Consider the following 19,242-nt stretch of genomic DNA (forward strand, 5'->3'; position numbering starts at 1 on the left):
CAGGGTAAACATCGGGTAACAGGGACTCATCTGATTTGAAGGAGCTGGCCATGCGCCGGACCAATTTTGGGGTTAAGAGCCGCATTGCGCTTGTACTCGTCGCCAGCTTGGCGATCGCTGGCTGTGCCAGCAAGAAGGACGGGCTGCCGGATAACGCGGCGGGGCTCGGCCTTGGCGCTGGTGGCGTTGGCGGCAGCGCAGCGCCTGGAACGAGCCAGGACTTCACGGTCAATGTCGGCGATCGCGTGTTCTTCGATACCGATTCCTCGTCGATCCGTGCCGACGCCCAGCAGACCCTCGCGCGCCAGGCTCAGTGGCTGAACCAGTATCCGCAGTATTCGATCGTGATCGAAGGCCATGCGGACGAGCGCGGTACCCGCGAGTACAACCTTGCGCTGGGCGCCCGGCGTGCCTCGGCCACTCGCGACTATCTGTCCCAGCGGGGCGTGGCGGCCAACCGCATCCGGACGCTTTCCTATGGCAAGGAGCGCCCGGTGGCGGTTTGCGACGATATCTCCTGCTGGTCGCAGAACCGGCGCGCTGTCACCGTTCTCGGCGGCGCCGGAAGCTAACCGGGTCCGAGAGACCAGCATTGACGCGTGGCGGCCCTTCGGGGCCGTTTCACGTTGGCGCTCCGAGAAGAGTGTTCATGGTGTCAAATTTTGGCCGAACTCGCTCGTTCCATGCTAAATGCGACCAAGCGTCGAAAGAGCCGGGCCTCGACGGTTGAACGGACCCGCTCGCATCGCATTAGAGCGCCGTGCGTCCATCCGGACGTACAAAGGACGCTCTAACATTTTGATTGAGCATCGGAATGATCCAAAAACCGGATTCCACTTTTTGGTCCGATGCTCTAGCCTTCCATTGTCGAGAGAACCGTTGTCCATGACCTGCCGACCGCCGATCCTTGCCGCTTCCTGCCTTGCCTTGCTGATGGGCGTTTCGTCCGGTGCATCCGCGTATGAACCTGCTTTCGGTCTCGTCGCGGAGCGATCCAGCGGCGCGGGGGCAGCTTCTCTCGAGGAGGAAAACGCCGCTTTCCATCGCGAACAACCGGTCCGTCTGGCGCAGGCCGGCGACGCGATCGTTCGGCTTAATCATCTCGAGGATGAAATCCGCCGGCTCAACGGCAGGGTGGAGGAACTCAGCTTCCAGTTGCTCCAGGCGCAGGAAGACATGCGCAAGCAGCAGGAGGACAACGAGTTCCGCTTCCAGGAAATCGAAAAGGGAAGCGGCTCCGGTTCGACCGGTGAACGGCGCGGCGACGCGGCTCCCGCGGCGGACACAGATCCGGTTCGTATGGCCGCTCGCGGCGACTCGGCGAAGGATACATCCGGCGACGACGGCATCGGCCGCATTCTCGAGGGAGGCCTCGATACGGGTTCTTCCAGCGCCCCGACGAGGGACGCTTCAAACGCAACCACGACCGGTTCGTCGAGCACGGTCGCCGCAGTAACGCCGGAAGGGGCGGGGGATCTGTACGCCCTTGCCTACAATTATCTCCTGGCCGGGGATTACCAACTCGCCGAGCAGTCGTTTCGGCAATATGCGCAAACCTATCCGAACGCGAAGGATACGCCGGACGCGGAATATTGGCTGGGCGAAAGCCTGTTCCAGCAGCAGAAATACGCCGATGCCGCAGAAACCTTTCTCGATGCGCAGAAAAACTATCCCAAGAACAGCAAGGCGCCGGACATGATGCTGAAGCTCGGCATGTCGTTGGCCAAGCTCGACAACCGTGAGACCGCCTGCGTGACCTTCAAGGAAGTGGCGCGGCGCTATCCGACGATGAGCGCCAGTGTGAAGAGCAAGCTGGCCAGCGAGGCGAAGGCGGCAAACTGCTGAACGCGGAATCGGCCATCACAGCAAGCTTCCGCCTCCCGGAGGTTCCGCCAGGCGCCCAACCGCTTTCGTCGCGCGATCTCTGCGATTGTCTCGCCACCGCGATGGCGCGAGCCGCCAGCCGCATCGGCCGACCGAAACGCGCGGTGCTCGCGGTATCTGGCGGTCCAGACTCGCTGGCGCTGCTCCTGGCGGCGAGCGACGCGCGAAAAACCCCAGTTCTTTCCGACATCCAATTCGACGTCGTGACCGTCGATCATGGATTGCGCCAACGATCGGCCATCGAGGCGGATTTCGTCGCCAGCATCGCGCGTAGCCTTGCGCTCCCGCACAAAACGATGCGCTGGGCAAAGCCGGCCCACAGCGGCAACCTTCCCGCGGCCGCCCGCCGCGCCCGTTATGGCCTCCTCCTAGACGCGGCCCGCCAGAGCGGCGCAACCGTTATTCTGACCGCCCATCATCAGGACGACCAGTTGGAGACGCATCTCCTCGCGCGGGCGCGGGCGGCAGGTAACACAGGGTTGGCCGGCATGCGCTGGGTTCGTGATATCGCGCCCGGTGTAGCCCTCGTGCGTCCGTTTCTCGATGTGCCGGGCGGCCGGCTGAAAGCGACGGTCGCTGCCGCGGGGATGCGGGCCGTCGACGATCCCACCAATGCCGACGTGACCTACCATCGTGTCCGGCTGCGTCAGCAGTTGGCTGCCGGCGACATCGACCGGCGCCGACTGGAAATGGAGATCGCCAGTCATGCCGCGCGTCGTGACGCGGGCGAGGCAAAGCTGGCGGCGACGATCGGCACCATGGCGGCCAAGGGTGAATTCGCCGCCAGCGGCGGCGGCACGCTGGTTTTCGATCGTGCGGCGTTGGCCGCGATCGAACGCTCGACGGCGTTTTTGCTGATGCAGCGCGCCATCGCAGCTGTCGCGGGCGGCGACTACGCTCCGGGCGGGCGTTCCGTTATGCGCCTCGTCGATGCACTACGCGGGCCCGACGATCGGATCGCGGTGTCGCTCGGCGGGGCGCTGGTCGACGCACGATCCAGCGTTACGGTCGTGCGTGAGTTCGGACGCACGGGAATCGCCGGCCTGGCGCCGGCTGATCTCGCGAGCCACGTGGTTTTCGATGGCCGCTTCGATATCCGCCTCAGTCGCGACCATTGTAACCGTGGGGCGGGGATCGTCGCCTTCGGATCGCTGGGACGGGGCAACCGGATCGAACAATCCTTGCCCGTTCTGACAGTCGGGACCACTCTTGTCGCGGTGCCGGAGGCGCTGGCGCGAAAGGCCGGCGCCGGCGTCGACCGGCTCGAAATCGCCTCGCTGGTCGCGTGGCGTTTGATGCGTGATCTGCCGCTTTCGCGGTGCGATGCGGCGGTCGGAATGGTGACTGCAGTAACCAAAGGGCCAGAGAGCCCAAGCATTTTGCCGCAAAAGCGCCCGATGATGTTGGCAAGGAGGGGCTCACCACCTATCTTTGATGAAATCGTCTGAGCGGTCTCGGGCGGCCATCCCAGGATGACTGATGAACCAGAATTTTCGAAACTTCGCCCTCTGGGCGATCATAGCGCTGCTTTTGATCGCTCTGTTCCAGCTGTTTTCGAATGGCTCGCAGACCGCCGGAACCCGCGAGGTCCCCTATTCGCAGTTCCTGTCCGACGTCGATTCGGGCCGGGTGCAATCGGTGGTTATCCAGGGACCGCGGATCAGCGGAAAATATACCGACGGCGCCACGCCGTTCCAAACCTACGCGCCGGAAGACCCGGCGTTGGTCGGGCGGCTTGAGTCGAAGAACATTCAGATCAATGCCGCTCCTCCGGGCGATAACACTAATCCAATCTGGTCGATGCTGTTGTCGTTCGGTCCGATCCTCCTGATCCTCGCGGTCTGGATCTTCCTGATGCGGCAGATGCAGGGCGGCGCGGGCGGCAAGGCGATGGGCTTCGGCAAGTCGAAGGCCAAGCTTTTGACGGAAGCGCATGGCCGGGTCACCTTCCAGGATGTGGCCGGCGTCGACGAGGCGAAGCAGGATCTGGAGGAGATCGTCGAATTCCTGCGCGAGCCGCAGAAATTCCAGCGTCTGGGCGGCAAGATCCCCCGTGGCGTCTTGCTCGTGGGCCCTCCGGGCACGGGTAAGACCCTCTTGGCGCGTTCCGTCGCCGGCGAAGCGAATGTGCCGTTCTTCACGATTTCGGGCTCCGACTTCGTCGAAATGTTCGTCGGCGTCGGCGCGAGCCGCGTGCGGGACATGTTCGAGCAGGCCAAGAAGAACAGCCCCTGCATCATCTTCATCGATGAGATCGACGCTGTCGGGCGGCATCGTGGTGCTGGTCTCGGCGGCGGCAACGACGAACGTGAGCAGACGCTGAACCAGTTGCTGGTCGAGATGGACGGCTTCGAGGCAAATGAGGGGGTCATCCTGATTGCGGCGACCAACCGTCCGGACGTGCTCGACCCCGCGTTGCTGCGGCCGGGCCGCTTCGACAGGCAGGTGATGGTGCCGAATCCGGACGTCAACGGTCGCGAGAAGATCCTCAAGGTCCATGTCCGCAACGTGCCGTTGGCGCCCAATGTCGATCTAAGGACGATCGCGCGCGGCACCCCCGGCTTCTCGGGCGCGGATCTTGCCAATCTCGTCAACGAGGCGGCGCTGATGGCGGCGCGCCGCGCCAAGCGGCTGGTCACCATGCTGGAGTTCGAGGACGCCAAGGACAAGGTCATGATGGGCGCCGAGAGACGCTCCATGGCCATGACCGAAGAGGAAAAGAAGCTCACCGCCTATCATGAGGCCGGTCATGCTCTCGTCGGTATCTACGAGCCGTTCAACGATCCGCTGCACAAGGTGACGATCATCCCGCGTGGCCGGGCGCTGGGCGTCACCATGAACCTGCCGGAGCGCGACCGCTACGGCATGCGCAAGAACGAGATGGAAGCCCGGCTGGCGATGATTTTCGGTGGTCGTGCCGCCGAGGAGATCATCTATGGCCTGGAGAACGTCACCACCGGCGCCTCCAATGACATCCAGCAGGCGACCAACATGGCCCGCGCGATGGTCATGGAATACGGCATGAGCGATAAGCTGGGACGGCTGCGCTATAAGGACAATCAGGACGAGGTGTTCCTCGGTCATTCGGTCTCGCACCAGCAGAACATGTCCGAGGACACGGCACGGCTGATCGATTCGGAAGTGCGGGAAATCATCGAGGCGGCCGAGAACAAGGCGCGCCGTATCCTCAACGAGCATATCGACGATCTGCATATGATCGCCAAGGCTTTGCTCGAATACGAGACGCTTTCGGGCGTCGAGGTCCATGATCTGCTGGCGGGGCGGACCCTAGCCCGCGACATGGGCGATGATACGCCGCCGTCGCGCGGTTCCGCCGTGCCGAAGGCGGGGACCGGTCGGCCGGCGAGCCCGCGCGACGACAAGGCCGGCGACGGACTCGAACCGCAGCCGACCTGACCGGACGGTTTCGGACCCAAATGCAAGGAAAAGAGCGGCTTGGTGCCGCTCTTTTCCTTTGCAAGAGGCGGCTTCGCGTCGTGTGTCGTTGGCCGCACCATCCTGGTAACCGATCCATGCGACATTGTGCGCGCCGAGCGCCGTCCGCTAGAAGGGGACGGGGCGTAACCATCAGCTGACGACGGGATCATCGATGGGCAGAAAATATTTCGGAACCGACGGCATCCGGGGCACGGCGAATCGGCATCCGATGACGCCGGAAATCGCCATGAAGGTCGGTATGGCCGCGGGGCTCGCCTTCCAGCGTGGCAGCTACCGACATCGCGTGGTGATCGGCAAGGACACGCGGTTGTCGAGCTACATGATCGAGAACGCGATGGTCGCCGGATTTACGTCAGCGGGCATGGACGTCTTTTTGCTCGGCCCGATGCCGACCCCGGCCGTTGCGATGTTGACCCGCTCGCTGCGCGCCGACATCGGCGTCATGATCTCCGCATCCCACAATCCGTTCGAGGACAACGGGATCAAGCTATTCGGCCCCGAGGGCTACAAGCTCTCGGACGATATCGAACAGACCATCGAGGGCCTTCTCGACCAGGATCTGAGCGCGCGCCTCGCCACCGGAAACCGGCTTGGGCGTGCCAAGCGCGTGGACGGCGTGCATGATCGCTACATCGAGTTCGCCAAGCGGACGCTGCCGCGCGAGCTTTCGCTCGAAGGAATTCGGGTCGCGATTGATTGCGCGAACGGCGCCGGGTACAGCGTTGCGCCCGAGGTCCTCTGGGAACTCGGGGCGGAAGTCATCAAAATCGGGATCAGTCCCGACGGTACGAACATCAACCACAATTGCGGCTCGACAGCTCCGGGAGCGCTCGCCGCCAAGGTGAAGGAAGTTCGGGCGGACATCGGGATCGCCCTCGATGGTGACGCTGATCGCGTGCTGATCGTCGACGAGCGCGGTTCGGTTGTCGACGGCGACCAGTTGATGGCGGTGATCGCCGAGAGCTGGTCGGAGGACGGCCGCCTGGCCGCCGGCGGCATCGTCGCGACCATCATGTCCAATCTCGGCCTTGAGCGCTTTCTGGAAGCTCGGCACCTGCAACTCGCCCGCACCAAGGTCGGCGATCGCTACGTGGTCGAACATATGCGCGAGCACGGCTACAATGTCGGCGGGGAGCAGTCCGGCCATATCGTCCTCTCCGACTTCGGGACGACCGGCGACGGGCTGGTCTCGGCGCTTCAGGTTCTCGCTGTCGTCAAGCGAAAGGGGGGAACGGTGTCGGAAGTCTGCCGACGGTTCGACCCGGTGCCGCAGATTTTGAAGAACGTGCGGTTTTCGGGCGGGGAGCCTTTGGAGCGAGACCGCGTGCAGGACGCGATTAGCGCCGGGCGGGAGCGTTTGGGCAATAGTGGGCGGTTGGTGATCCGTCCGTCCGGGACCGAGCCATTGATCCGGGTGATGGCTGAAGGCGACGATCGGGCGCTGGTGTTGTCCGTGGTGGACGACATCGTCGGTGCTCTCAAGCAAGCCGCTGCGTAAAGCCCCAATTGCATCGGTTTTGTGCTAATTTTTTCGTGTAAACCCTCAGTTAACCAATGCGATTTACCGTGTTCATTAAGGTAACGGTGTGCCAATCCCGGCAGCCGATTGAACCGGAGATGATCGCTATGAATTCGAGACTTGTGACGACCGTCGCCGTCGTCGGTGCGTTGTCCTTACTCGCAGCCACCGCCAACGCCGCCGATGTTATCGAGGAGCCCCCGGTGTACATCCCACCGGCGCCGGTGGAAGAAGTGTCGACTGCGGGCTGGTACCTGCGCGGTGACGTCGGCTACGTTTTCGAGAGTGAAACCTCGGGCAAATATGGCTATTTGCGCGGCGGCTACGGCGGCGGCGACTTCGTCCAGTACTATCACTATGACAACATCGAAACCGACAGCGCCTTCATGGTCGGCGGCGGTCTCGGCTATCGCTTCAATGCATTCGCCCGCATGGACCTGACGGCCGACTACTTCACTGCGGACGTGACGGGTTCGTCGAACTGCGTCGATGTACCGAGCGCCTATTGCAGCTATGCGGACAGCTCGGAGATCGACGTCTGGACCGTGATGGCCAACGCCTATGTGGATCTCGGCACCTACGGACGGTTCACGCCTTATGTCGGCGGTGGCGCAGGTGTCGCCAACGTCTCCTACGGCACGATGAACAACAAGTTCGAATGCAATGGCGGCTTTACCGCAACCAACTGTGGCGAGACCTTCACTCACGAAGGAATGTCCGAGTGGCGCTTTGCTTATTCGCTCATGGCGGGCGCGAGCATCGACATCACGCAGAACCTGAAGTTCGACGCCGGATACAAGTATACCCGCATCGCCGAAGGCGAGGCGTTTGGTTGGGACGCGCAGGACATCGCCAACGGCGCCAGTGGCGTCCAGGGCTATGACCACGGCTACGATCTGCATGCGGTCCGCGCGGGCCTTCGCTACGAATTTGGCGGCGGTGGCTTCGGCAAGGGCAAGGGCAAGGCGCCGGTTTATGCTCCTGACCCGGTCTATGCGCAGGACGTAGTCTTCAAGTAAGCCAAGCGTTCGCAATCCACGGTTCAAAGAAAGGCCGCCGCCCGTGAAAGGGCGGCGGCGTTTCGCGTTCTGCCAGCACTTCGGATCCCGGGGGGTACCTCGCTCGGTCAACAATCACGGTTAAGGAACACGGTTAATCGGGCTTTAAGCTTTCACTGCGACGGTAACCACCAGACGCCACCTTCGCTTCGGCGGGTGGCATGAGGCGGAACGGCAGTGGGAAGCGGAGCCATGACTATCACCAGGACATTGATTGCGAGCGTACTCGCGCTCGGCACAACAATCCCGGCTGCTCAAGCCGCCGACCTGCCGCCGATCTATGCGGAACCAATCTACCAGGACGTCCCGGAACTGGTTCCGGTCGAGATCGGCAACGGCTGGTATTTGCGCGGGGACGTTTCCTACGACTTCGACAGCGACGTTTCCGTTGCAGGCAGCAGCCGGGCTGAAATGAAGTTCGAGAACGGCTACGACCTTGGGGCGGGGTTCGGTTATCGGTTCACGGACTTCTTCCGGGCCGACGTGACGGCGCGCTATTCGAAGTTCGATGTCAATTTCGGACCCGTCGCGACCTACAATCCCTATGTCCTCTCCAGCGACGCCGAGACGTGGGAACTGATGGCCAATGCCTATGTCGATCTAGGCACCTTCATCGGTTTCACGCCCTATCTCGGCGCCGGTGCGGGCGCGGTGCAGGTGGATTACGGCATCAACTGTACGAGTGGCACCAATGATTGCGCCACGGTGACCGGCGCGTCCTACGCTGACACCAAGGACTGGCGCTTCGCCTATTCCCTGATGGCCGGCGTCGCCTACGATGTGACGCAGAATGTCGCGATCGACATTGGCTACCGCTACCTCAACGTCGAAGCCGGCGATCTCTTCGGCCTGCAAGGCAACGGCATCGATTATGCGCTTCGGGACGATGGTTTTGATCGTCATACGATTCAGGTCGGCATCCGCTATTCGCTCTGGTAGGAGTTTCAGCTTCACCAAACAAACGGCGGGGCCTTGGCTCCGCCGTTTGTCGTTTCAGGCGCGGCACGGCGGGTCGCCGAATGTCCGCCGCCACCAAATTGCCGCTTGACCAAGGACCGGGAGGGGGAGTAGCGCCATCCGCGGGACACGCCTCCCCAACGAGGCGCTTCTATCTGTGAGGGTAGCTCAGATGGCAAATACCGCGAAGCCGGACCTGCGTCCGGCCAATCCCCGTTTTTCTTCCGGCCCCTGCGCGAAACGACCCGGTTGGTCGTTCGATGTGCTCGCCGATGCCGCGCTCGGTCGCTCGCATCGCGCCAAGGTCGGCAAATCCAAACTGCAACAGGCGATCGACGACACCCGGGATATTCTCGGCGTTCCTGCCGACTATCGCATCGGCATCGTGCCGGCGTCCGATACCGGCGCGGTCGAGATGGCGATGTGGTCGCTGCTCGGCGAACGCGGCGTCGATGTTCTGGCCTGGGAATCCTTCGGCGCCGGCTGGGTGACCGACGCGATCAAGCAGTTGAAGCTCGACGACGCGCGCAGCTTCGAGGCTCCTTATGGCGAGATCGTCGACTTCGCCCAGGTCGATTTCGACCGCGATGTTGTCTTTACCTGGAACGGCACGACGTCCGGCGTGCGGATGCCGAATGGCGACGCTATTCCGGCGGATCGCAAGGGCCTCACCATCTGTGATGCGACCTCGGCCGCGTTTGCGCAGGATCTGCCCTACGACAAGCTGGATGTCGTCACCTTCTCCTGGCAGAAGGTGCTTGGCGGCGAGGCGGCACACGGGATGCTGATCCTTAGCTCACGCGCGGTCGCGCGGTTGGAAAGCCACAAGCCGGCCTGGCCGCTGCCGAAGATCTTCCGCCTGACCAAGGGCGGCAAGCTCATCGAAGGCATCTTCAAGGGCGAGACGATCAACACCCCGTCCATGCTGTGTGTCGAGGACTATCTCGACGCGCTGGCGTGGTCGAAAGAGATCGGCGGCCTCGCAGCCCTGAAGGCCCGTGCGAACGCCAATCTCGCGGCCGTCGAGACCTATGTCGTGGCCAATCCGTGGCTGTCCTTCCTGGCCGCGGACAAGGCGCTGCGCTCCAATACCTCGGTCTGCCTCACCTTTGCCGATCCGGCGGTCAAGCGGCTCACGGCCGACCAACAGGCCGCCTTCGCGAAGAGCGTCGCCGCGCTGCTGGAGAAGGAGGGCGTGGCCCTCGACATCGGCGCCTATCGCGATGCGCCTCCGGGCCTGCGCATCTGGTGTGGCGCGACGGTCGAAACCGCCGACGTCGAAGCGCTGATGCCCTGGATCGGCTGGGCCTACGACGTTCAGAAGGCCGGCCTCGCGCAAGCGGCCTGACAGGCCCGCGTGGCTGACGGGGCTCCGATTCCAGAGCCTCCTCGTCCCGGCCTCGTGCCGGGACCCATTCCAAATCGCCAACACGAACCGATCGGATCGGGAAGAGCTCTCTCCTCGATCGAAATGCAGGCCGGAACGGCTTGGCATGGGTCCCGGCTCAGGGCCGGGATGACGATCGGAGAGGACGGCGCCCGTCTTACGCAGTGACGCGAAGTCCGCAGACCTCGTCGCTGCCTGTCACAAGGACCCCACCCATGGCACCCCGCGTTCTCGTTTCCGACAAACTGTCCCAGACCGCCGTCCAGATCTTCGCCGACTGTGGCATCGAGGTCGACTATATGCCCGATCTCGGCAAGGACAAGGACAAGCTCCTCGAAGTCATCGGTCAGTATGACGGCCTCGCGATCCGCTCGGCCACCAAGGTCACGGAAAAGCTCATCCAGGCCGCGACCAAGCTAAAGGTCGTCGGCCGCGCCGGCATCGGCGTCGACAATGTCGACATTCCGGCCGCCAGCCGGAAGGGAATCATCGTGATGAACACGCCCTTCGGCAACTCGATCACTACCGCCGAACACGCGATCGCGCTGATGTTCGCCGTCGCGCGCCAACTGCCCGCCGCCGACGCCTCGACCCAGGCCGGCAAGTGGGAGAAGAACCGCTTCATGGGCGTGGAGATCACCGGCAAGACGCTCGGCATCATCGGCTGCGGCAATATCGGCGCCATCGTCGCCGCGCGTGGCGTCGGGTTGAAGATGCGGGTCATCGCCTTCGACCCGTTCCTGTCGGCCGACCGCGCCGCGCAGCTCGGGATCGAAAAGGTGGAACTCGACGATCTCTTCAAGCGCTCCGACTTCATCACGCTGCACACGCCGATGACCGACAAGACCAAGGGCATCATCGACAAGGCGGCGATCGCCAAGATGAAGGATGGCGTCCGCATCGTGAACTGCGCACGCGGCGGCCTGATCGTCGAGGCCGATCTCGCCGAGGCGATCAAGTCCGGCAAAGTGGCCGGGGCCGGCGTCGACGTGTTCGAGGTGGAGCCGGCGACGAACTCGCCGCTCTTCGGTCTCGAGAACGTCGTCTGCACGCCGCATCTGGGCGCCTCGACCTCCGAGGCGCAGGAAAATGTCGCGCTCCAGGTCGCCGAGCAGATGTCGGACTATCTGATCCGGGGCGCGGTCGCGAACGCCATCAACATGCCGTCGATCACGGCCGAGGAGGCGCCGATCCTGACGCCCTTCGTCCAGCTCGCCGAGTGCCTCGGCGCCTTCGCCGGCCAGGTCACCGAGGAGGCGATCAAGTCGGTGGAAATCATCTATGACGGCAGCGTCGCGGCGATGAATACGCGGGCGCTGACCAGCGCGACGCTGGCCGGGTTGATCAAGAGCCAGGTCTCGGACGTCAACATGGTCTCGGCGCCGATCATGGCGAAGGAGCGCGGCATCCAGCTGACCGAGTCGCGGCGCGACAAGTCGGGCGTCTTCGACAGCTATATCAAGCTGACGGTCGTCACCGAAAAGCAGACCCGGTCCGTTGCCGGAACCGTTTTTTCCGACGGCAAGCCTCGCTTCATCCAGATCAAGGGCATCAATCTCGACGCCGAAGTCGGCCGGCACATGGTCTACACGACCAATAACGACGCGCCAGGCATCATTGGTCTGCTCGGCACGGTGTTCGGCAAGGCAGGCGTCAACATCGCCAACTTCCAGCTCGGTCGCGACCGGCCCGGCGGCAACGCGATCGCGCTGCTCTACGTCGATTCGCCGGTGCCTGAAGATGTGCTGGACGCGGTACGCGCCCACAAGGAGATCGCCAGCGCCAAACCCTTGCGCTTCGACGTCGCGGACGTCGCCGGCTGATTTGACAGGCCAGATCATCCTGATCGAGACGGCGTCCCGTGATTATCGGGGCGCCGTTTTTGTTTCCGGCGTTCGATGCCGTCTGGCAGCCCCGCGTTCGGCCAGCATGATGCCGCCGAGAACGAAGGCGAGCGCGATGATGTGGTAGGTGCGAAGTGTCTCGCCGATGACCAATACGGCGAGGATCGCGCCGAAGATCGGCACCAGATTAATGAACAGATTGGCGCGGTTCGGTCCGATCATCTCGACGCCGCGGATGTAGAGCGACTGGGCGATGAGCGAGGGAAAGATCGCCGTGTAGAGCGCGGCGGAGAGGCCTTGGCCGTCGGGCAGGCGCGTATCGCCCATGGCCCACTCCGCCGCCGCGAAGGGCACCGAGACGACCAAGGCGGAGGCGGCGAGCATGAAGATCGTCGAACGCCAGTTCAGCACCGGCTTGAACCGCAGGGCCACCGTGTAACCGCCGTAAAGCAGCACGGCGATCATCATCAAGGCGTCGCCGCGATTGAGGTCGAGGGCCAGAAGCGCCGACGGTTCGCCATGCGAGGCGGTCAGTACGACGCCGACCAAGGTCAGGGAGAAGCCGACGATTTGGAAGGACGAAACGGGCATGCGGAAGAGCAGGAAGTTCGCCATCAACACGATCAACGGCATCGCCGATTGCTCGATCGTCACGTTGATCGCCGTGGTGTAGTTCAACGCCAGATAGAAGATCGCGTTGAAGGTGGCGAAACCGAGCGCGCCGAGCGCGAAGAGAAACGGCAGGTTGCGCCGGATCACGGGCCACTCCCGGCGCACGTCGCGGAGCGCGAAGGGCGCCATGAACAGGCACGCGAAAGTCCAGCGTAGCAAGGTGAGCAGCATCGGCGAGACGTGCCCGACGGCGAGCTTGCCCGCGATCGCATTGCCGCCCCACAACAGGGCCACCGTCGCCAGGATAAGGTAAGGATGCCGGAAGCGAGATGTCATGGCTTTGCGTTTACGTGGACGGGGCCGGGTCGCATAGGGGGCTTGCGGTCAAATAAGCATGCCTGATGAAATTGGGGCTTTGCGCTCGCTGAGCGAACGAAGCCGCCCGGCCGGGCATTTTCCGCGAGTTCGGTCGCTTCACGCCCTCGCTTCCGGCGGGGTGCTTGACTATAGTCCGCGCGCCTCGCACCAGGCGGGCGGGCGAAAATTGCAAGAGGACTGTTAATGGCCAACGTCGTCGTCGTCGGATCGCAATGGGGAGACGAGGGTAAGGGGAAGATTGTCGACTGGCTGTCGGAACGGGCGGACGTGGTCGTGCGGTTTCAGGGCGGGCACAATGCCGGCCATACGCTCGTCGTCGACGGGACGTCCTACAAGCTCTCGCTGCTGCCGTCGGGTGTTGTTCGCAAGGGCAAGTTGTCGGTGATCGGCAATGGCGTCGTTTTCGATCCCCATGCTTTCGTTGCGGAGAAAAAGCGTCTCGAGGCGCAGGGCGTTTCGATCGATCCCCAGTCGCTGCGTATCGCCGACAACGCGGCGCTGATTCTCTCGCTGCATCGCGAACTCGACGCGACGCGGGAAAATGCCAGTGTCGGCACCAAGATCGGCACGACCGGGCGCGGCATCGGCCCGGCCTACGAGGACAAGGTCGGCCGGCGTGCGCTACGGGTCATGGATCTGGCGCATCCCGACAGCCTGCCGGACCGGATCGATCGCCTGCTCGCCCACCACAATGCCTTGCGGCGCGGTCTTGGGCAGAATGAGATCGACCCGGCGACGATCCTCGACGAACTGACCTCTATCGCCCATGAAATCACGCCTTTTATCGACCGCGTCTGGCGGCTTCTCGATGAGCGGCGCAAAGCCGGCGACCGAATCCTGTTCGAGGGCGCCCAAGGAACGTTGCTCGACATCGACCATGGCACCTACCCCTTCGTGACCTCCTCCAACACGGTTGCCGGGCAGGCGTCGGCCGGTTCGGGCCTTGGGCCCGGCAGTATCGGCTTCGTCCTCGGCATCACCAAGGCCTACACGACGCGGGTGGGGGAAGGGCCGTTCCCCAGCGAGCAGGATAACGAGATTGGCCGTTTTCTTGGTGAGAAGGGCCGCGAGTTCGGCACCGTCACCGGCCGCAAGCGCCGTTGCGGCTGGTTCGACGCGGTTCTCGTGCGTCAAGCGGTCGCCCTCAACGGCATCGACGGGCTCGCATTGACCAAATTAGATGTGTTAGATGGTCTTGAGGAGATCAAGATCGTCGTCGGTTACAATCTGGATGGCAAGCAAATCGACTATCTTCCTGCCAGTCTTTCAGAGCAACAGCGGGTCAAGCCCATCTTCGAGACTTTGGAAGGCTGGAAAGATACGACCGCTGGCGCGCGGCGCTGGAACGATCTTCCGGCCCAAGCCGTCAAATATGTCAGACACATAGAAGAATTGGTGCAGGCGCCGGTGACGCTTCTGTCGACCTCGCCCGAGCGGGACGACACAATACTTGTTCGCGATCCGTTTCAGGATTAGAGTCGGGACGCCGGGACACCAGAAAATCAAGACAAGTGAGTGACTGCGATCCATGGCGGACTTGAGCGGCGTACTTCGTAAAACCATCGACGGCCTGCCGCGCGCTACGCCGCAGATGCGCGCTAAGGTCTATGATAAGGCCCGCGCGGCAATTCAAAGGCAGATCGACGGGGCGAATCCACCGTTGGCCGAGACCGTCGTCGCCACTCGGCTCGCCGCGCTTGAGGACGCGATCGCGCGCACCGAACAGCATTATACCAGCCCAACGGATGGCGAGCCGGACGACGATCTGGCGGCGCTCCTGGCGGCCGATACGTCGGAAGCACGGGGCAGACCCGGCGGGGGCCGTTCGGATACACCAGCGCCGGAGGCCTGGGTGGGCGCGAGCGAAACTCCCGCTCCGCCAGTGCCGAAAGCCGTCTTGCCGAAGGCTCCTTCGCTGCCCGGCCACTCCCCGGAACAGGGTGGTGGGACACCCGATTCGCGGGCCAATTCAGGCGACCGGGCGACGGAGCGGAGCGGGAGTGGAATCGTCGATTCGGTCTTCCCGGGACTGAAGAAATCCGCAGCGACGCCGCGTCATGAGCCGCCGCCGTTTTTCCCGATCGCGACGGAGGAACCCGAGGCGGCGGCCGGGCCATCCCCCGTCGGTTCCCCGTTCATCGTTCCCACCGCATCCGGGGCGGCGCGACGCGAGGCCGACGGAACCCATGACGATGCATTCTATGACGACGAAAGAATTCCCGCGGGCATCCGCACAGACGACGACATCCCGGAGGCTGATGTTTCAGGCCCGCGCTATTCGCCGCGCGGGAAGCGGAAAGGATCGGGCAAAGGGCGTTCGCTGATCGCCGCAACTCTCGTTATCGTCCTCTTGGGTGGTCTCGGAGCCGTTGGATGGACCTATCGCGACCAGATCGAGGCACTGCTGGTCGCTCCATCGGATCTCGACAATATCGCCACTACGACAGACAAAGAGCCGGCGGCCGCGAACGGCGGAACGGCAGCGGCCACCGGCGAGTCGGTTTCGCAAAGCCCCGATGCGAGCGGACCGGGAGAGACCGGCATAAGTGACGTGGCTGGCGCCGAGGCGCCGCGGGGCCAATCGGCCCGGCAATTCACCCAACGGCTGCTTCCCGATGGGACCGAAGTGGACGAGGGACCGGCGGGGGGCGAGCCCAACGCGTTCGACGAGGGAACGGATATCGCCCCGGCATCGCCGGTACCGGCGGAATCCTCCGCATCGCCGACCATCAGCAGCGAAATCGGGGAGGACCCCGCTGTGGTCGGCGCCGCACCCGCGGAGGCGCAGACGCCGGTTGCCGGTGAAGAAGCCGCAAGCCCCGAAGTTGCGGCTGTCGAACCGGCCACCGGCAACACGCCCGCCGTGGCGCAAAAGGCGGTGTTTTACCAAGAGCGGACGGAAACGACGTCCGGCACGCAGGAAGGCGGCAATGTCGTCTGGTCGGTGGTCAACGAATCGCCGAGCGAGGGGCAGCCTCCGGAACCGGCGATCCGCGCCGTCGCCGAGGTTCCGGATGAAAATCTCAAGATGACGATGACCATTCGCCGGAACGCCGATCCGACGCTGCCGGCAAGCCACGTCATCGAGCTTCTCTTCACCACACCGGCGAATTTCAGCGGCGGCGGCGTCGCCAACGTGCAGCGTCTGGCACTGAAAGCGACTGAGCAGGCGCGGGGCGAGCCGCTGATCGGAGTCGCGGGCAAGATCTCCGACGGCTTCTTCATCATCGCCCTGAACAATCTCGAACAGGCGATGCAGAGCAATCTTTCGCTGCTGAAAAGCGAACAATGGATCGATATTCCGATCGCTTACGAGACTGGGCGGCGGGCGTTGATGTCGATCGAGAAGGGGATTCCGGGTGATCGCGTTTTCAAGGAAGCTCTGGACGCCTGGAACGCAAAAACCTGACGATCTTTCCAAGCTCTTTGGCGAGGTCGCCCGTCTCGCTCGATCTGGAGATGTGATCGCGCATCGGTCGCCGCCCGTGCCGCGCAATCGCGGTCGATGATCTGAACAAAAAAAGGACCGGTGCGCCATGGAGCGAACCGGTCCTTTGCTTTTTCAGTCGGCTGTCGTGTCGGTCAGGCGCTGGCCTGGTCAACCGACCGCAGTGCTCGATGCGCCGCCTCGGCAGTGTCCCGAACGGCCTTTTGCACCTTTTCGAAGGCCCGGACCTCGATCTGGCGCACGCGCTCACGGCTGATGTCGAACTCGCCGGAGAGCGTCTCGAGTGTCAGCGGGTCTTCGGAGAGACGACGCGCCTGGAAGATGCGCCGTTCCCGATCGTTGAGGACATCCATCGCATTGTTCAACATGCCGCGACGCTGATCGAGCTCATCCTCGCGCGCGAGCGAATCCTCTTGCGATTCGCTGTCGTCGACGAGCCAATCCTGCCATTCGCCGGACTCGCCCTCGGTGGCCCGCAACGGCGCGTTTAGCGAGGCATCGCCGGAGAGGCGGCGGTTCATCGAGACGACTTCCTCGGCTGAAACGCCGAGCTGCGTGGCGATCTGGTCGACCTGATCCGGCCGCAGATCACCCTCTTCAAGGGCCTGGATGCGGCTCTTCATCTTGCGAAGGTTGAAGAACAGACGCTTTTGATTCGCGGTCGTGCCCATCTTCACGAGGCTCCACGAGCGCAAGATGTATTCCTGGATCGAAGCCTTGATCCACCACATGGCGTAGGTCGCCAGGCGGAAACCCCGCTCCGGATCGAAACGTTTGACCGCCTGCATCAGGCCGACATTGCCTTCGGAAACGACTTCGCCGATGGGCAACCCGTAACCGCGATAGCCCATCGCGATCTTTGCGACGAGCCGCAGATGGCTGGTCACCAGCCGGTGCGCCGCGTCACGGTCGTCGTGTTCAGCATAGCGCTTGGCCAGCATATATTCTTCCTGAGGCTCCAGCATCGGGAACCGGCGGATCTCTTCCAAATAGCGGCTGAGGCCGGCTTCGCCCGAGGCGATGCTGGGAAGATTAGACTGGGCCATTCATTGCCCTCCATCGTTGAATCGGCCGCTTCGACAGAAGCCGGCCGGATCGCGAACCGCAAAGACCCCGTTCGCACAGACCTTATTATATAGGGTTTGATGCGCCGAATTCACGGCACAATCGCGTGTCACGCGGCGTGAACGAGCCTTTGAACAATGCGTTCAGGGGAAGCGCGACCGAATCTTGAACCCACTTCTCACTGCTGTGCAATGCCGAAAGCAGCGCAGAGTTCCACCATGTCCTCCGGCAAGGGCGACTGGAAGGACAGGGGGGCGCCCGAGACCGGATGGACGAATCCCAAACGGTGGGCATGCAACGCCTGGCGGCGAAAGCCTTGGACGACACGTTTGGCATCCGGGTCGAGGCGCTCTGATTTGGTGCGAAATCCCGCGCCGTAGACATCGTCGCCCACCAGCGGTTGACCGATATGGGCCATATGAACCCGGATCTGATGCGTGCGTCCGGTCTCCAACACGCATTCGACCAGGGAGGCCAGGCCGCCGTCGAGCGGCGAGGCGGCACGCAAGGTGTAGCGGGTGATCGCATGGCGGGCGTCGCTGCGCCCCTCCGGCACCACGGCCCGTTTGACGCGGTCGCTGGCCGAGCGGCCGAGGGCCGCGTCGACGGTGCCGCGGGGTCTGGCAAGCGTGCCCCAGACGATTGCGAGATAGGCGCGTGACAGGCGGCCGTCGCGGCCATGCGCGGCGAACTGCTCCGAAAGACCCCGATGGGCCGTATCGGACTTGGCAACGACCAAGAGGCCGCTGGTCTCCTTATCGAGGCGGTGGACAATTCCGGGCCGGCGCACGCCGCCGATGCCGGAGAGGCTGTCGCCGCAATGGTGGAGCAGTGCGTTGACGAGGGTTCCGGTCCAATTGCCGGGGCCCGGATGGACGACGAGACCCGCCGGCTTGTCGATGACGATGAGGTCCGCATCCTCATGCACGACGCAAAGCGGAATGGCCTCCGCCTCGGGGGCGGCGTCGGTGGGGGGCGGCATGTCGACATCGACTGCCTCGCCAGCGCTGAGCTTGCGCTTGGCGAGGAGGACATTCTCGCCGTTGATCGAAACGCGCCCCTCAGAAATCAAGGTCTTGGCCCGGCTACGCGAGAGTGTCCCGTCGCTGGCCGCGGCAAGAAAGCTGTCGAGCCGCTCGCCGGCTCCGGCGGTATCGACCATGAAACGTCTTGTATCCATAGCCTTATCGCCTGTAGGAGCGGGCACCGATGAGAACGGAGCCCGCCGGACCGGCCATGACCCATAGCGACGACAGTGAGATCGAAAAGCCGCTCGACCCGGCGACCGAACGGGTTCGGCGCAAATTGGTGCGGCTTTTGGCGGTTTCGATCGGGATCATGTTGATCGCGGTTATGGCCGTGCTGTCCGCCGTTGTCTACAAGGTCTCCAGTGGTTCGGGCGGCGCGCGCCCCCAACCGGGCGCGGAACTGGCCATCGCGATCCCGGCCGGAGCCGAAATCGTCGAGACGTCGCTTGATGGGGACCGGGCACTGCTGCGGATTCGAACGGCAACGGGGATGCGACTGCTGCTCGTGTCGCTTTCCGACGGCAGCATTCTCGCCACCTACGCCCTTTCCGACGGCTGACAGTTGGCATCGACGAAAGCGGCAAAAGCCTCTTGCGTCGGCAA

At 63.5% G+C, this 19,242-nt stretch carries 15 protein-coding genes; 12 read left to right on the forward strand and 3 right to left on the reverse strand.

The features are described 5' to 3' along the window. Positions 1 to 50: 50 nt before the first annotated feature. From pal to serA, 9 genes are all read left to right on the forward strand, one after another. Positions 51 to 572 carry a peptidoglycan-associated lipoprotein Pal gene (gene pal / locus VQ045_RS08675; RefSeq protein WP_331829838.1) on the forward strand — a complete coding sequence of 174 codons (522 nt, stop codon included), beginning with the start codon at positions 51 to 53 and terminating at the stop codon, positions 570 to 572. A 313-nt stretch (positions 573 to 885) separates the two neighbouring features. Then, complete coding sequence (ybgF, locus tag VQ045_RS08680) at positions 886 to 1,845, forward strand: tol-pal system protein YbgF (protein WP_331829839.1); 960 nt, start codon at positions 886 to 888, stop codon at positions 1,843 to 1,845. Between the two features lie 143 nt (positions 1,846 to 1,988). Further along, positions 1,989 to 3,332 (forward strand): tRNA lysidine(34) synthetase TilS, encoded by a 1,344-nt coding sequence (gene tilS / locus VQ045_RS08685; RefSeq protein WP_327623494.1) that lies wholly within the window; start codon positions 1,989 to 1,991, stop codon positions 3,330 to 3,332. 31 nt (positions 3,333 to 3,363) lie between these two features. Then, a complete protein-coding gene (ftsH, locus tag VQ045_RS08690; RefSeq protein WP_327623495.1) occupies positions 3,364 to 5,301 on the forward strand; it encodes an ATP-dependent zinc metalloprotease FtsH in 1,938 nt (645 codons plus the stop codon). Positions 5,302 to 5,494: 193 nt separating this feature from the next. Further along, on the forward strand, positions 5,495 to 6,841 hold the full coding sequence (gene glmM, locus VQ045_RS08695) for a phosphoglucosamine mutase (protein WP_327623496.1): 1,347 nt from the start codon (positions 5,495 to 5,497) through the stop codon (positions 6,839 to 6,841). Positions 6,842 to 6,984: 143 nt separating this feature from the next. Further along, positions 6,985 to 7,881 carry an outer membrane protein gene (locus tag VQ045_RS08700; RefSeq protein WP_327645895.1) on the forward strand — a complete coding sequence of 299 codons (897 nt, stop codon included), beginning with the start codon at positions 6,985 to 6,987 and terminating at the stop codon, positions 7,879 to 7,881. Positions 7,882 to 8,112: 231 nt separating this feature from the next. Continuing rightward, positions 8,113 to 8,859: an outer membrane protein gene (locus VQ045_RS08705; protein ID WP_331829840.1), complete on the forward strand. Its 747-nt coding sequence runs from the start codon at positions 8,113 to 8,115 to the stop codon at positions 8,857 to 8,859. A gap of 190 nt (positions 8,860 to 9,049) precedes the next feature. After that, on the forward strand, positions 9,050 to 10,225 hold the full coding sequence (locus VQ045_RS08710; protein ID WP_331829841.1) for a phosphoserine transaminase: 1,176 nt from the start codon (positions 9,050 to 9,052) through the stop codon (positions 10,223 to 10,225). A 254-nt stretch (positions 10,226 to 10,479) separates the two neighbouring features. Next, entirely contained in the window at positions 10,480 to 12,087 is a 1,608-nt protein-coding gene (serA, locus tag VQ045_RS08715) for a phosphoglycerate dehydrogenase (protein WP_331829842.1), read from the forward strand. A gap of 42 nt (positions 12,088 to 12,129) precedes the next feature. On the opposite strand, the gene VQ045_RS08720 is transcribed toward serA, so the two are convergent. After that, entirely contained in the window at positions 12,130 to 13,056 is a 927-nt protein-coding gene (locus VQ045_RS08720) for a DMT family transporter (protein ID WP_327645898.1), read from the reverse strand. A 225-nt stretch (positions 13,057 to 13,281) separates the two neighbouring features. On the opposite strand from VQ045_RS08720, the gene VQ045_RS08725 reads away from it, so the two are divergent. Next, the gene (locus VQ045_RS08725) at positions 13,282 to 14,574 is read left to right on the forward strand and encodes an adenylosuccinate synthase (RefSeq protein ID WP_331829843.1); all 1,293 of its coding nucleotides are present in this window, start codon (positions 13,282 to 13,284) and stop codon (positions 14,572 to 14,574) included. Between the two features lie 52 nt (positions 14,575 to 14,626). Continuing rightward, complete coding sequence (locus VQ045_RS08730) at positions 14,627 to 16,507, forward strand: hypothetical protein (RefSeq protein ID WP_327645899.1); 1,881 nt, start codon at positions 14,627 to 14,629, stop codon at positions 16,505 to 16,507. Between the two features lie 173 nt (positions 16,508 to 16,680). Here VQ045_RS08730 and rpoH read toward each other — a convergent pair whose 3' ends face one another. Together rpoH and VQ045_RS08740 are read right to left on the reverse strand one after the other, a co-directional pair. Beyond that, positions 16,681 to 17,592 carry an RNA polymerase sigma factor RpoH gene (gene rpoH / locus VQ045_RS08735; RefSeq protein ID WP_327645901.1) on the reverse strand — a complete coding sequence of 304 codons (912 nt, stop codon included), beginning with the start codon at positions 17,590 to 17,592 and terminating at the stop codon, positions 16,681 to 16,683. 197 nt (positions 17,593 to 17,789) lie between these two features. Continuing rightward, the gene (locus VQ045_RS08740) at positions 17,790 to 18,791 is read right to left on the reverse strand and encodes an RluA family pseudouridine synthase (protein ID WP_327645902.1); all 1,002 of its coding nucleotides are present in this window, start codon (positions 18,789 to 18,791) and stop codon (positions 17,790 to 17,792) included. Positions 18,792 to 18,820: 29 nt separating this feature from the next. Between VQ045_RS08740 and VQ045_RS08745 the strand changes: the two genes are divergently transcribed. Next, positions 18,821 to 19,198 carry a fimbrial protein gene (locus tag VQ045_RS08745; RefSeq protein WP_327645904.1) on the forward strand — a complete coding sequence of 126 codons (378 nt, stop codon included), beginning with the start codon at positions 18,821 to 18,823 and terminating at the stop codon, positions 19,196 to 19,198. Positions 19,199 to 19,242: the final 44 nt, after the last annotated feature.

Source organism: Aurantimonas sp. E1-2-R+4, from assembly GCF_036549515.1.
In the GTDB taxonomy this organism is placed as follows: Bacteria; Pseudomonadota; Alphaproteobacteria; order Rhizobiales; family Rhizobiaceae; genus Aurantimonas; species Aurantimonas coralicida_A.

Coding starts and splice junctions, on each gene's coding strand:
- pal (WP_331829838.1), top strand. CDS start 51: ATGCGCCGGACCAATTTTGGGGTTAAGAGCCGCATTGCGCTTGTACTC.
- ybgF (WP_331829839.1), top strand. CDS start 886: ATGACCTGCCGACCGCCGATCCTTGCCGCTTCCTGCCTTGCCTTGCTG.
- ftsH (WP_327623495.1), top strand. CDS start 3,364: ATGAACCAGAATTTTCGAAACTTCGCCCTCTGGGCGATCATAGCGCTG.
- glmM (WP_327623496.1), top strand. CDS start 5,495: ATGGGCAGAAAATATTTCGGAACCGACGGCATCCGGGGCACGGCGAAT.
- VQ045_RS08705 (WP_331829840.1), top strand. CDS start 8,113: ATGACTATCACCAGGACATTGATTGCGAGCGTACTCGCGCTCGGCACA.
- VQ045_RS08710 (WP_331829841.1), top strand. CDS start 9,050: ATGGCAAATACCGCGAAGCCGGACCTGCGTCCGGCCAATCCCCGTTTT.
- serA (WP_331829842.1), top strand. CDS start 10,480: ATGGCACCCCGCGTTCTCGTTTCCGACAAACTGTCCCAGACCGCCGTC.
- VQ045_RS08720 (WP_327645898.1), bottom strand. CDS start 13,056: ATGACATCTCGCTTCCGGCATCCTTACCTTATCCTGGCGACGGTGGCC.
- VQ045_RS08725 (WP_331829843.1), top strand. CDS start 13,282: ATGGCCAACGTCGTCGTCGTCGGATCGCAATGGGGAGACGAGGGTAAG.
- VQ045_RS08730 (WP_327645899.1), top strand. CDS start 14,627: ATGGCGGACTTGAGCGGCGTACTTCGTAAAACCATCGACGGCCTGCCG.
- rpoH (WP_327645901.1), bottom strand. CDS start 17,592: ATGGCCCAGTCTAATCTTCCCAGCATCGCCTCGGGCGAAGCCGGCCTC.
- VQ045_RS08740 (WP_327645902.1), bottom strand. CDS start 18,791: ATGGATACAAGACGTTTCATGGTCGATACCGCCGGAGCCGGCGAGCGG.
- VQ045_RS08745 (WP_327645904.1), top strand. CDS start 18,821: ATGAGAACGGAGCCCGCCGGACCGGCCATGACCCATAGCGACGACAGT.